The 12115-nt window shown below is 56.1% G+C and carries 12 protein-coding genes; 5 read left to right on the top strand and 7 right to left on the bottom strand.

What is annotated here, in order from left to right; genetic code table 11:
• Positions 1–785 precede the first annotated feature (785 nt).
• Complete coding sequence (locus MUN86_RS27525; RefSeq protein ID WP_245126955.1) at positions 786–926, top strand: hypothetical protein; 141 nt, start codon at positions 786–788, stop codon at positions 924–926.
• A 99-nt stretch (positions 927–1025) separates the two neighbouring features.
• Here the strand turns inward: MUN86_RS27525 and MUN86_RS27520 are convergent, their stop codons facing one another.
• On the bottom strand, positions 1026–1661 hold the full coding sequence (locus tag MUN86_RS27520; RefSeq protein WP_245126954.1) for a TetR/AcrR family transcriptional regulator: 636 nt from the start codon (positions 1659–1661) through the stop codon (positions 1026–1028).
• A 103-nt stretch (positions 1662–1764) separates the two neighbouring features.
• Here MUN86_RS27520 and MUN86_RS27515 point away from each other — a divergent pair, with 103 nt between their 5' ends.
• Positions 1765–2772: a hypothetical protein gene (locus MUN86_RS27515; RefSeq protein ID WP_245126953.1), complete on the top strand. Its 1008-nt coding sequence runs from the start codon at positions 1765–1767 to the stop codon at positions 2770–2772.
• 263 nt (positions 2773–3035) lie between these two features.
• Here the strand turns inward: MUN86_RS27515 and MUN86_RS27510 are convergent, their stop codons facing one another.
• Positions 3036–5099, bottom strand: coding sequence for a PAS domain-containing sensor histidine kinase (locus MUN86_RS27510; RefSeq protein WP_245126952.1), 2064 nt, complete (start codon positions 5097–5099; stop codon positions 3036–3038).
• 632 nt (positions 5100–5731) lie between these two features.
• On the opposite strand from MUN86_RS27510, the gene MUN86_RS27505 reads away from it, so the two are divergent.
• Positions 5732–6187 (top strand): GNAT family N-acetyltransferase, encoded by a 456-nt coding sequence (locus MUN86_RS27505; RefSeq protein WP_245126951.1) that lies wholly within the window; start codon positions 5732–5734, stop codon positions 6185–6187.
• A gap of 563 nt (positions 6188–6750) precedes the next feature.
• Here the strand turns inward: MUN86_RS27505 and MUN86_RS27500 are convergent.
• From MUN86_RS27500 to MUN86_RS32065, 4 genes are all read right to left on the bottom strand, one after another.
• Positions 6751–7554, bottom strand: a complete 804-nt coding sequence (locus tag MUN86_RS27500) for a heme-binding protein (RefSeq protein WP_245126950.1) — start codon at positions 7552–7554, stop codon at positions 6751–6753.
• An 836-nt stretch (positions 7555–8390) separates the two neighbouring features.
• Positions 8391–8627 (bottom strand): hypothetical protein, encoded by a 237-nt coding sequence (locus tag MUN86_RS27495; protein WP_245126949.1) that lies wholly within the window; start codon positions 8625–8627, stop codon positions 8391–8393.
• Between the two features lie 29 nt (positions 8628–8656).
• Positions 8657–9424, bottom strand: a complete 768-nt coding sequence (locus MUN86_RS27490) for a ParA family protein (protein WP_245126948.1) — start codon at positions 9422–9424, stop codon at positions 8657–8659.
• A 424-nt stretch (positions 9425–9848) separates the two neighbouring features.
• Complete coding sequence (locus MUN86_RS32065; RefSeq protein ID WP_311182475.1) at positions 9849–10016, bottom strand: hypothetical protein; 168 nt, start codon at positions 10014–10016, stop codon at positions 9849–9851.
• A gap of 110 nt (positions 10017–10126) precedes the next feature.
• On the opposite strand from MUN86_RS32065, the gene MUN86_RS32060 reads away from it, so the two are divergent.
• Together MUN86_RS32060 and MUN86_RS27480 are read left to right on the top strand one after the other, a co-directional pair.
• A complete protein-coding gene (locus MUN86_RS32060) occupies positions 10127–10237 on the top strand; it encodes a dihydrofolate reductase family protein (protein ID WP_311182473.1) in 111 nt (36 codons plus the stop codon).
• Between the two features lie 516 nt (positions 10238–10753).
• Complete coding sequence (locus MUN86_RS27480) at positions 10754–10924, top strand: hypothetical protein (RefSeq protein WP_245126947.1); 171 nt, start codon at positions 10754–10756, stop codon at positions 10922–10924.
• Here MUN86_RS27480 and MUN86_RS27475 read toward each other — a convergent pair.
• The gene (locus tag MUN86_RS27475; protein WP_245127180.1) at positions 10921–10989 is read right to left on the bottom strand and encodes a hypothetical protein; all 69 of its coding nucleotides are present in this window, start codon (positions 10987–10989) and stop codon (positions 10921–10923) included. The genes MUN86_RS27480 and MUN86_RS27475 overlap by 4 nt on opposite strands.
• Positions 10990–12115 lie beyond the last annotated feature (1126 nt).

The raw sequence follows: 12115 nt of genomic DNA, 5'->3' as shown, positions 1-12115 counted from the left end.
CAGCGAAGCGAATGTAAAGAGGTAACGGATTCGTATTGCGCTGGCACTAAAGCGGCTGGCGCAACCTTGTCCTTAGGCGGATTGCGTTCTCGAGCTACCGGGGTCATTCACTGAAAGAATAGCTCCCAACGCATGCCTTTTTTTATCACGCGCGCTTCACGGATCCTGATTTCCGTTGCCAGTAGCGAGGCCCTACCCGTAGTCCTTCCTATCTAAATTTAGCGAAGGGGTTAGGAAGTCAATTCCTGAGCTTCTTCTGGCAATAGTAGAAAATTAAAATCGGAGCGTAGCTTCTCGCCTATTTTAACGCTGTAAGTTACCTGCACGAAGAGTTACATAAGAGTGCCCGTCGAGAATACCGGGCGTTGTTTACTACTGAAACTTCTGCATAACAAGGCTGCTACGGAACGTCCCAACTCTTCTCAGTTTCCTGGTGGTAGCTGGCCGAGTGTGCCGCAGCCGGGGCAGTTCATTCAACCTGGGCCTGGGCAAATGCCGTCGCCGAAGGGAGCGCTGGTTAGCTCCACCCCGCACGGCGCTGCTGTGCGTCACGTGGCGGTGCCAGTTCCTGCACGCGTACCAGCCTATGGACCCCGTCTTATATGCAGCGAGTATCTTCAAGAATCAGGCAGACTATGATGAAACGGTTAAAGTGTAATCGTTCGCATTCAAGCCGGTAAAGTGTTGCCTCGAGAGCCCGAAGTTGAAGAGGATGACACGCCGATCATGGTAGTGCCCAAGCATCTCTCCGAGGCGACACGGTAGCGCAGGAAATCCAATTCGAAATGGCCTTCGACCCGCAGCCCGTCTTCCATGCGGGCTCTCCCGCCACCGCTCCGTCCGAAGTGCTGCGCATCATACGGGCTCGGTCACAAGCCTTAACCGACCGGCGCCTAGCGGCCGCTCGAGCCTATCAAATTAGCTAGCCGAAAATTTAAAGTTGGCTTACCAATGACGGCGGCTCGTCCGGGCAATAACTAGGGTTGCCAGCCGACCGGAGCACAGCGGCACCTCGTTAATAGCTCTTACTTCTGATCGTTGCGGGTGGACGAGAGCGCCTGCACGCCGCCCCGAATCAAAGCGGAAAAGGTGGCGGCCGCATCCGACTCGCGGCACTGGCCTCCTACCATGAGCAGCGACAAAGCTTCACCCGCCCCAACCAGCCCCACGCAGCGTCGGTGCAGCTCGTCGGGCGGCAGCGGGCTGTGCGGTGCTAGTGCCGCCGCGAACAGCTGCACGTACCCCGCAAGCAACTCCTGGTGCACCGCCCCCATTTCCTCGCTGCCCGAGAGGGCCGCCCCCACCGCGTAAATTTCGCCGCTCGTATCCGCGGCGCAGTGGATATAGGCCGTCGCGAGCACGTCGGCCGTTTCGCCCAGGTTCTGCTGGACTCCCTGCAGGGCTGCGCGCAAAGCCGTCACCTGCTGCTGATCCAGCGACTTGTAGAGCTCGGCCAGCAGCCCCGCCCGGGTGCCGAAGTGCTCGTAGGGAATAGGCTTGGAGACGCCGGCCCGGGCCGCCAAGTGCCCTAGCGTTAAACTATCGGCTCCTTCTTCGCGCACAATGACGAGGGCCACCGCGAGTAACTGTTGGCGGCGGGCCGCCTTTGAAAGCTTAGCCGAGCCGGCCTTGGGTGCTGGTGATTCTGGTACCTGTTTCATGAACTACGGTGTTAAATAAACCTACTAATAGTAACTTACTTTTGGTAACTTACGTAAAGTAGGCTACCTTTGGTAAAAGTAACACCCAACAATAATCCTAGCTATGACACACGCTCCCATTCTTCTAGCTGGTGGTTCCGGCGTCATCGGTCGCGCGACGGCCCGTTTCCTGCGTGCCGCTCACCCCCACGTGCCGCTCCTGGTCGGGGGCCGCACCCTGGCTAAGGCCGAAGAAGCTGCCGCCGAGTTCGGCAATGCCCAAGGCGTAGTGCTCGACCCGGACGCCGCCGATTTCGGCCTTGGTGAGCGCCCAATTAGCGCGGTGGCGATGTTTTACTCCGACGACAAGTTGGCCGGGCTCCGTTTCGCCCACGCGCGGGGCGTGCCGCACATCGGCATCTCGTCGGGCATCTACGAAATGGCCCCCGAAGTGGCCATTTACATGCACCAGCCGCAGGTGGCACCGGTTGTCCTCGGCTACGAATGGCTGGTCGGCGCTACCACCGTCCCCACGCTGGAATTCGCGAAAGCGTTCGGCCGGGTCCATGACATTACCATTGGCGCGCTGGTCGACGAGCAGGATGGCGGGGGGCCGGCAGTCGCCGCCGACTTCGAGCGCCTGAATAAGATGCTGCCCGCCGCCCTCACGCGGCGCGACGGCGCTTATATCTGGCGCCACGGGGACGATGCCCAAGCCGAGTTCCGAGCCGTCGATGGCACCAAGCAGCAGGCCACCGGCTTCTCGTCCATCGACGTTGTCGGCTTGGCGACGGCAACCGGCGCGCCCAACGTCCAATTCAATCTCGCGAGCGGGGTTAGCTCGACCCGCCGCCGCGGGGAGCCGTTCTCGACCGAAATCCTCATCGAGCTCGCCGGCGAGGACCATGCGGGCCAGCCGCTCCGTTCCCGTCATGCCGTTGTCCATCCCGCAGGAGCGGCACCGCTGACCGGGCTCGGAGTCGCCCTACTGCTGGAACGGCTGCTCGGCCTCGATGGCCGGCCGGCGGTGCCGGCCGGGCTCTATTTCCCCTACCAACTGCTCGATTCCACCACCTATTTTGCGCGCCTCAAGCAGATGGGCGGCCTGGTCCTGTCGCTGGAAGTGCGCTAAAGCAAGACGCGCTTTACAATCGACTCGGTTAGCAAGTTGCCACACTCTACGGCTGGAAGGTCTGCCAGGGGTATCACTACAAGCTGTCACTCAACTGCTAAATCGTGGCACCCAACTTATATAGCCGCTCATTGTGCGTCACTGGCCAGCGCAAGACGGTACGCCTATTGGCGCTGCTGATCCCACTTTTGTTGTTCTCGCCCCGGGCAGGAGCCTCGTTCAACTGATCTATTAGAAATATCTCGCCTGATTGCCCCCGGGTGCTACCCGAGGGCTTGCGGCGGAAAAGCAACGGTGAACGTAGTGCCTTGGCCGGGCTCACTGGCGACGGAGAGCGTGCCACCCGCATTCTCCACTATTTTCTTTACCATGTACAGGCCGATACCCGTACCCTCCACGTGGGTATGCAGGCGCTGAAACAAGCCATAGAGCTTGGCTTGCTGCGCCTGGTTCAGTCCCAAACCATTGTCGTGTACGCGCAGCAGCAGTTGGTCTTGCTCGCGGGCGCAACTCAGGCGCACCCGCGGCGAGCGGGCGGGGTGGCGGTACTTAAAGGCATTACTGAGCAAGTTGTAGACCACTAAGCGAAGGTTTTTTTCGGAGAAGACCAGCGGCTGGCAGTCGTCGATTTCGATGGTAAGCTGCCCGCAGGTTTCTTCCAGCAGCGGCAGCAGGTCGTGGCGCACGTCTTCTACGACGCGGGCCAGTGAGACCGCGGCGGCGGGCTGGGCAAATTCGAGCTGGAGCTTGGTTAGGTCCGTTAGGTGGGCGATGGTGCGCTTGAAGCGCTCCACCGAGACTTGCATCATTTGCAGAACGGGCGCTATCTCGGCCTCGGCGCGGGTAGCGGGGGGCAGCAGTTGGTTGAGGAGTTGGAGCAGACCTTCAATGTTGGAAATGGGCGCTTTCAGGTCGTGCGAGGCCGAGTAGATGAAGTTGTCCAAGTCCACATTGGTGCGCCGGAGTTGACTGTTGGCTTCCCGCAGCTCCTCGTTCAGCTGCTGCACTTGCTGGCGGGCCCGCACCTGCTCGGTGACCTCGACCCCGATGTTGATCACGCCCACAATCGCGCCCGTTTCCTCGCGCCAAGGCTGGTAGGTATGATGATAATAGCCGTGGTCGGACTGGCCGGTTTGAGCGCGGTGGAACGTAATCGGCATTTCGTTGAACACCAAAGTTTCGCCTTGCAGGACGCGCGCATACAACGCTTCAAAGCCCTGGCCATTGAGGGCTGGCAGGGCCTGCCGAATGGGGTGCCCGATCACTTGCGCCGGGGTACTGCCCACCAGCGCGGCCCCGCGCTGGTTGAGTAGCTCCACAACGGCCTGCGGGCCGCGCATCAAGCAAATCGCCACCGGGGCCTGCTCGAAGATATGGCGCAGGTAGTGTTGCTGCGCTTCGGCGGCTTGCCGGGCTGCTTCTACCTCGCGGGTGCGCGCCAGCACCCGGGCTTCCAACTCGTCGTTGAGTTGCTCGCCCTGCTGGCGGGCCCGTACCAGCGCCGTGACATCGTAGGAGAAATCCAGCAGCCCATAGATGTTTCCCTCGGCATCACGCAGCGGGTGCAAAAAGAAATCCAGATAGAGTTGCTGTGGCTGGCCCGTACCCTGGCCGTCAAGCCAGAGTTCCTGCTCGGGCAGATGATACGGCTCGCCGGAGTGGTAAACGTGGTCGAAGACCGCCAGTATCCCCTGCGCGGCCACTTCCGGCAACACCTCCCGAATGGGCTGGCCCAGGTAGCGGCGACTCGGCAGCGGCTTCGTATAGCGAGTATTGACAAAGTCATAGACGTAGTCGGGTCCGCGGTAGGTGGCGATCTGGGCGGGCAAGTGGAGCAGCACCTCTTGCAGGTGAGAGCGCTGCGCCTCGAGCGCGGCCAGCGCCTGCTGCTCCCGGGCCTGACTCAGGCGCAATGCGGTGGCGGCCTGGGTCTGGGCCGTCACGTCCGTTACGCTGTGCAGCAGGGCTTGGATCATGCCTTGCGCATCGCGGATGGGAGTGGTGAGCAACTGCCAGTAGCGTTCCACTCGCGCGCCCGTGGTGGGCTCAATTAGAGGGTAGTGCTGCACGGGCATTTGGTGGGGCTGGCCCGTGGAAAGCACCTGCTGCAAAGAAACCCGCAGATTGGTAATCGTCTCTTCTTCCGGGGTGCCCAGCGCGCCACCAAACGCGTCGAACAGGTCTTGGCCGACGAGCTGCTGGCGCGTGGTAAAGAAGCTCGTTAGGTAGGCGTCGCTAACGGCTTCGATGACCAGGGCCGGGGTAAGCAGCAGATAAGCGCCGGGTAAGGCGTTGAAGACGGCGAGCAAGTCAACAGAACTAGGCATAGGCGCACGGGAAGAAGAATATCGGCGGTGGGCGGGGATTGTCCGCAAGCGGCAAACCGGTTGAGCGGGCGCGGCGGGCCGGTTTGCTTCCGGACGCCGGGTTGACCGGCTAAGGAGCGCGCGGCGACCTCCGCGTCCAGCAACAGGTCCTAGTTCATCCTCAAAGTAACGGTCGATTCGTAAATGTCCAAGCCTGCTTCTTGGCAATGCTCTGCGCCACCACGGCTAGGGGCGCCAGAGGTACCAGCAGCAAAAGATAACCAGCTAGCTTTATGAGACGGGCTTTTTCTTTTTAGAGTCTCTGCATTCCGGCGCAAGTTGCAGCTAGGAGGCGGGATGCGGAACCGAATAAACAGCGTGAAGTAATCAAAGAAGAGGTTCGCGCGCTTTCCCGCCAGAGCATAACTTATGATGGCGTATTCAAGGGCTTTTGCTTGGTAGGATCGAAAGGACGCTGCTTTTTCGGGCGGCAACATCCTCTCGACCCAAACAGGAAGAGGACGCAAACTTTTGGTAAGCGCTACTTCCAGAAGCTCTAGCCATATTTCCTCCCTACTGCCGGAAGACAAAGCTCTTTTCCCATCGAAACCGCGCCTTCAACGCTTAGGCAACCCGCCTTACTTATTGCCGACATGGAATATTCAATTGGGCAAGCGCAGCCGGGTGATGTTCTTCCCTACCACCTGCTCCTGCTAGCGGATGAAAACCCGCTTCTTATTGAGCAATATTTGCCGCGCAGTCTCGTGTACGTAGTACACGTTAACGGCCAAGCGCAGGGCATCTGTTTGTTGGAACCGCGGGGTGAGCACGGCGAGATCGTCAGCATTGCCGTTGAACCGAGTTATCAGGGTCGAGGATTGGGTCGAGCCCTATTGCGCCACGTGACGGCGCAAAGCCGGCAACTCGGCCTCCAGCAGTTGCTGATAAAAACCGGCAATTCAGGCATCGGACAGATAGCACTTTATCAGCAGGAAGGCTTCGAGCTAGTCGGACTCAACCTTAACTACTTCCTGCATGCTTATCCGCAGCCCATCTGGGAAAATAACATACAGTGCAAGCACCAACTCGTGTTCGAGTTACGGCTGTGAGTGGCGACGAGGCGTGTCGAACAATAGCCCTGCTCTTTCGCGCACCTTACCCGGGTTGCTGTTCACCCGGCATGGTACCTAAATGGGTTATTCGCATTCCTCCCTCTCCCCCTCTTTATCGAAGCCGATAAAGCATTTACCAAGTGTCGTGGGCGTCAGTCAGCGTGCTGCCGCACCATTCACGTACTCATAATAAGTCCTTTGCTCCTTAGCCCGATGGGTAACCGGAAATGGTCATAGCCGGGGACGCCCTGTTCAGGAGGAGCGGTTAGTCTTTTCCAACCCGCACCCCGGCCCAGTTAACTTGTGCCTGAAGTACGGACAGGTCGGTTGGGTGCACCCAACCGACCTGTCCGTATTCTGGGAACGCCGATGGACCCTTGCTAACCAGGAACAAGGCGGTAGTCAGCGGGTGTCTTCTCCAAGGTGGCAATGCTGATGTGGGGCCAGACGGCGCGCTCGGGGAATTCATCCTGGCGGGAATGGAAAAAGTGAAGCATGACGACTTGGGAGTATTGCAGCCGCAGCCGGGGATTTCCCCGGGCGTCCTTCTCGGCTAGTTCCTAGATCCAAAAGGTGGACTTCATACTGACCGGCTCGGCCTCGCGCACCGAGAAAGGCGCATTGGTTATTCCAGCCCGCTTCCGAGTCGTGTCAACACTCAACGTGGTAGTCCGAACTATATTCACGCCCTGGTTGGCGAAACGAAGAATCTGGTTCATGTCCGCCGGATTGAATCCAGGAAACCCCGGAATCCCGCCGGCGTTTCCCATAAACGGATGGGCGATGTAATGCTTGTACGGCTCCAGATACGGGTCGGGAGCAGTGGCATCCCGGAAGTCGTAGTCTGCCGTCAGAACGTTCTCAAAGCGGCCCGCAGGCAGCCCACTTAGCGGTGGAATTGCCGGCATACCTTTGTGAACCGCTGAGGTGCCCAGGGCCAGGACGGAATTGCCGTGCGGAATCGAGGCAAGTCGGGCGACATCGAGTTCCACTTCCGTCACGTTGTTTCCCTGGATGTGGTCCTCTTTAACCCGGCGATTCTTATCGTACAACCATAAACCTGGTTCGTGGTGGATTGGCAGGCCGGATAACCCCGCGAGACCGCCGCTATCGGGTCGGTCTTGGGCTTCCACTTGGGTGATCTTCTGTTGGTAGTCCAGGGTGACCACGAACTGGTCGAAATCGGGTTCGCCGGGCCGCGACAGACCACGATTAGGCATATCATCGTCGACAAAGGAGAAGATTAACTCTTCGTTGTACTGATTCATCAGCACGCGAAATTTAAATCCTGCTGGCGGCGCGGGCGCGTGCTGGTACGGGAGGGCAATCATGTTCCACCCCCTTGCCCCGGCCGGTCCAGACACCAGGCAGTTGGGTGAGGGGTCCTAGGTCTTGAGGCGAGGGGACTCCTCGATCAGTGAATCTTTCTGGCGGCTTGGGCAGCGGGACATCCGCAAACACACGGGTCCGGCGGTCGGGTCTAGTAGAGCTATCCATACGGGTCCTCCTTATGCTACTACCAATAGCGATAATATATTAAATATATAATACTATATATTTAAATCCGAAGGAATGACCTCGCCCGATATGCCCATAGTAGACCGAGCCGGGAACACAATGGTGCTGTTCAGGCTTGGCGTTAAGCATGCTTGCTCCCATAAGCAGGCACTGATAGGGCTTTTTAGCCAACAATTACCGCGAATTAGGGACGGCACTTGCTTCCGCACTTTACGGCGGCACACTCGGAAATTAGTTTCTCTCATGGCTACTACAATGCCGAACGCAGGTCTTCTGCCCCCGCTTAACTGGCGCCTGAGCACTTTGCAGCTTTTTTCAACCGCTGTTTCACCTTTGCGTGCCGTAGCCAAACCACCTCAAACATCCTCCAAAAGGTGGGGATAAGATAGGAGCCCCCCTCCTACCCTATCTCCATTCGGTTGGGTTGCGAGAAGCCAGGCTTGAAAATTATTTGCCATATCTAGTTAGCTCGAAGTTTGAGTTCTTGTTGCCACGCACCGTATTCCTGGTTTGTAGTAGGAAGCTGCTAAACGTACCTAGCGCGAGCCTTGGGGAAAGGCAAGTCAAACCTGGGAGCAATAAGCTAAGTCGGCTTATAGGTTTGGCAGTTTTTTGCGCAGCTTCTCTTTTGCTTTAGCTGGTAATTCCCGGTCGGCTTCCGGCTTGCCCTGGAAGAAAGCATTTAATGCTTCTTCCAGAATGTCTTGAATTTCCATGCCCCCCAGCATTCGAACTGCTTTAAGCGCAGGAAGGTCTCGGGGGTCAGTTGATTGGTAAAGGGGATCTTTATTCCGGCTACCGGCTGCTCTACCGGGGTTGGAGGGGTTGCCGCCGGTAAATCATAGATGAGTTCGTCCGCTGCTTGGGCGGGCACAGCAGACGCCTTGGCCATATTGGCAATCATGTTCACCTTTGCCATAAATACAGTATTTATTGTGTTGGTGATATTTATTTACGGGACAGAGTACTGAGTATCTCCTCGGTTAGCTGCTTGTAGTCAGCCGAGCCGTTGGATTGCGGCGCCCACGCGTAAATACTCTGCCGCATACTTTGCGATTCCGGCAAGGCCACGTTTTCCCGAATGGTGGTCTGCATGATTAAAGGGCCCAGGATGGGATCTTCTTTCAACTGCTGGACCACTTGGTGGTGCAGCGCGCGCCGGTAAGTTGGTGCGTACTCGGTAAAGAAGATACCACCAACGCGTAGTTTCGGGTTGAAGTTCTTTTGTAGGCGTGCACACATATCCAATAAGGCGGTCATGCCCTCATTGCCGAAGAATTCCGGGTGCAGCGGAATGTAGACCGCTTCACTGGCCACTAAGGAGGCCACGGTCAGGGCGGCGAGGGAGGGCGGCGTGTCGATGATCACGTAATCAACGGCTTTGAGCGTGGCCAGCTGCTCGCGCAAAAAGAAAACGTAGTCCGGCTGCGTACCGAAAATCTTTTCCTGCTGCGCCAGCGTACGCTCCGCCCTTACTAGCTGAAGTGTGGCGCTGACTCTGAATAGGGCTTGGGAGAGTTGAATCCGCTCACCAAGAACCTCCCCTATGTGCGGGGTGTCAGCCGGTACATCAAACGTTTTGCTGGCATTGGCTTGCGGGTCGCAATCGAGTAATACCACTTGGTGGCCCGTATTCGCCAACGTATGTGCCACTGATAGAGCAGAGGTTGTTTTACCAACCCCTCCTTTATTGTTAGCGAACGTGATAATGTGCATGCTCTGAAAGGGTAAAGAGTGAAAAGCGAGTAAACATAACCTGGATGACCAATATAGCCAATATGTATTTATTATAAAGATCATAAATACTTTCAATATATAAATTATGTACTGACTATATGGTTTGTAAATGTAGTATTTATGATAAATATATATTGTTCATAAATATAAAATACAGAGGACGGGCTTTACGCTGGAATAAAGGCTAGTGGTCGCAAGCGACCCGTGTATATATCTGAATTGCCCTGCTGCGGGCGCGTCAGCCAGCTTAACTTGTGCAACCTGTAACCCTTTAGTCCGCCATATGAGCACGAGAAAGATTCGCATCATGGCACACGTCTCCCTGGACGGCGTGATCCAGCACGAAGACGGCGACGGCTTCGCGCACGGCAACTGGACTACTCCCTATCGTACCCCGGCGGGGTTAGCGGCCGTCGTCGCGGCCCAGGGTACTCACTCCGGTCTGCTGCTCGGCCGCCACACCTACGATGCCTGGGCCACCTTTAGGCCCAAGGCCGGCAATAGTGCGATAGCCAATAGTCTGAACGCGGCGATGAAATACGTCGCTATCCACCGGCCAGATAGCCTTCAATGGGGGCCGGTCGCGGACTTAGGCGCGGACATCCTGACGATTATTAGCGACCTTAAGGCCACGGGGGACCGGGCTTGCCCGTCTAGGGCAGTTCCACGCTCACGTCCGTCTTGCTCGAGCAGGGCTTGGTCGACGAAGTACTACTACTGGTTTACCCGGCTTTGCTGGGCCGGGGCAAACGCTTTTTTCGGAAACGGACGCTCCGCGCGAACTCGCGCTAGTCAGCACGTAGGCGACGGCCACGGGCGTGCTTCTCAACACGTACCGGCACGTGGGAGCGTTGCGACGCCAAGACCATTAGCGGACAGTGTCTGCCACTAAGTAGTGAGGGAACAGATGGACGACGATACGCTCCTGAATGATACTTCACTGTTATTGGCGAGGCAGTGGCAACCGGACCCTTAGCCCGTACCCTACATACCCATCCCATAAGCACGTCTTCGATACCCTCTTACCGCGGATAGAATAATGCACTGAATTGCTTCAGAAACAGCTCAAAGGCACACTTTTTTATTGTTCATATTTATTATACGTATGATAAATATGAACAATAACAGAGCAACACTTCCAAGAGAAACGCCTTAGTCTTACATCGGTGATGATGCCCATCGCTTAAAGCATAAACTCTTTATCTCCGTCTGCGTCAAGTTCAGGATGGAGAACAGGGCCAGCGGCAGGGTAGGGGAGGCCTCACCCGGGCCCGTGCTCAGGTTGCAGGTCAGCACGGGTCGGCTTCTATGTCCACTAAAAACGAGTACAGCCGCCCATCGGCCGTGACCATGCAGGCCTTTCTCAAAGCTATGCTTTCGCGCTTAATAGATCGTCGATTTGCCGAGCAAGTGGACGATGAGCCCCCCGTCACAATAAACGCGAGGCCAATAAGGATCATCATTTCGGGCACCTGTTAGTATACTACAATCCCAATCAGGGTAACTAACACACGGCCGACGGCCGACCAAATTGCATACGCCACACCTAATCGGCATGGTCAATAAGGTCAGGCCCAGGCATTAAAAAGTAACTCCGTACTAAGTACGGTCACCAAACTAGGGAGGAATTTAGAGAAGCCGTTCGAGGATCTAAGGGCAGAGGTAGCAATGGTTTCGCTGATACTACCGAGGGAGAGGAGCAACCCCTTCTCCATGTAAAAACAGGGTTCAACCCTACCTGACCGACGCAGGTAGGGTCGTGTTTTGGCAAGAGTAACTAAGAAATAAGGCCTCATTATCAGCATAGCTAGTGTGCTTTGTAAACCCAAGTGCGTTGGTGCCTTCTTGGGGTGTTTTAGTAGCAGGATAACATGATGTAGCAGCTGTTGTGAAATTGGGGCGCATAGGAGGGTGATTTAACAGGGCAAGCCGCGCGGAGAGGCGGAAATCGCCGACGTAGAGAGGTACCTCTTTGCTGACTTCAGTAAGGCTGCTTGTTAGGTTTGCCGACAATAGCTGTTGTAAGGGTGCTTTGGTAGCACCCTCTTACCGTACCGGTTGCTATCTAACGCCCGGGCTAGCATGAGTTGCAATATATTTTTCGAGCCTTCACAGGGTGGTTTGGTAGCACCCACATAAGGGGAACCCCTGAGGGTGTTTTAGTAGCAACCTTAAGAATACGCGCTATTATGCCCTTTGCGTCCCACTCCTTGAGGGTGTTTTGGTAGCACTTATATACTAAGAGCTCCCCACAAAATAGCACAAGGTTGTTTTGGTAGCACCCCCCTTTTTGTTGCTAAACCCAGCAGAAGCTCCTTGATTTGCGTAATTTCAAAACTTAAGCCCTAAAATGCCTCACAGACAGCCTCTTAAAGTACAAAAAGGCACAAATTTTTTATTTGTTTATGCTTTTTTATGCCTTTAAAGCTCAGGAAGGGGTGCTACCAAAACACCCCTTCCTTAAAATCAGACTAGTCTTTTTATTTCTTTACTTTCTTATTTAGTTAAGAACGGCATAAGTATTTGATTTTCATAATTATAGGCGTCCTATCTGCTACCAAAACAACCTGCTAATGCTACTAAAACAACCTAGCCCTGCTACCAAAACAACTTGTTGCTGCTACAATAACAACCTGTGACTGCCCTACCTGCTACCAAAACACCCTTAGG

The sequence above is a fragment of the Hymenobacter volaticus genome (assembly GCF_022921055.1).
GTDB lineage: Bacteria > Bacteroidota > Bacteroidia > Cytophagales > Hymenobacteraceae > Hymenobacter > Hymenobacter volaticus.
Note: the sequence above shows the minus strand (reverse complement) of the source record. Positions and strands in the feature narration are given on the sequence as shown.

Coding starts and splice junctions, on each gene's coding strand:
- MUN86_RS27525 (WP_245126955.1), top strand. CDS start 786: ATGGCCTTCGACCCGCAGCCCGTCTTCCATGCGGGCTCTCCCGCCACC.
- MUN86_RS27520 (WP_245126954.1), bottom strand. CDS start 1,661: ATGAAACAGGTACCAGAATCACCAGCACCCAAGGCCGGCTCGGCTAAG.
- MUN86_RS27515 (WP_245126953.1), top strand. CDS start 1,765: ATGACACACGCTCCCATTCTTCTAGCTGGTGGTTCCGGCGTCATCGGT.
- MUN86_RS27510 (WP_245126952.1), bottom strand. CDS start 5,099: ATGCCTAGTTCTGTTGACTTGCTCGCCGTCTTCAACGCCTTACCCGGC.
- MUN86_RS27505 (WP_245126951.1), top strand. CDS start 5,732: ATGGAATATTCAATTGGGCAAGCGCAGCCGGGTGATGTTCTTCCCTAC.
- MUN86_RS27495 (WP_245126949.1), bottom strand. CDS start 8,627: ATGGCAAAGGTGAACATGATTGCCAATATGGCCAAGGCGTCTGCTGTG.
- MUN86_RS27490 (WP_245126948.1), bottom strand. CDS start 9,424: ATGCACATTATCACGTTCGCTAACAATAAAGGAGGGGTTGGTAAAACA.
- MUN86_RS27480 (WP_245126947.1), top strand. CDS start 10,754: ATGTCCACTAAAAACGAGTACAGCCGCCCATCGGCCGTGACCATGCAG.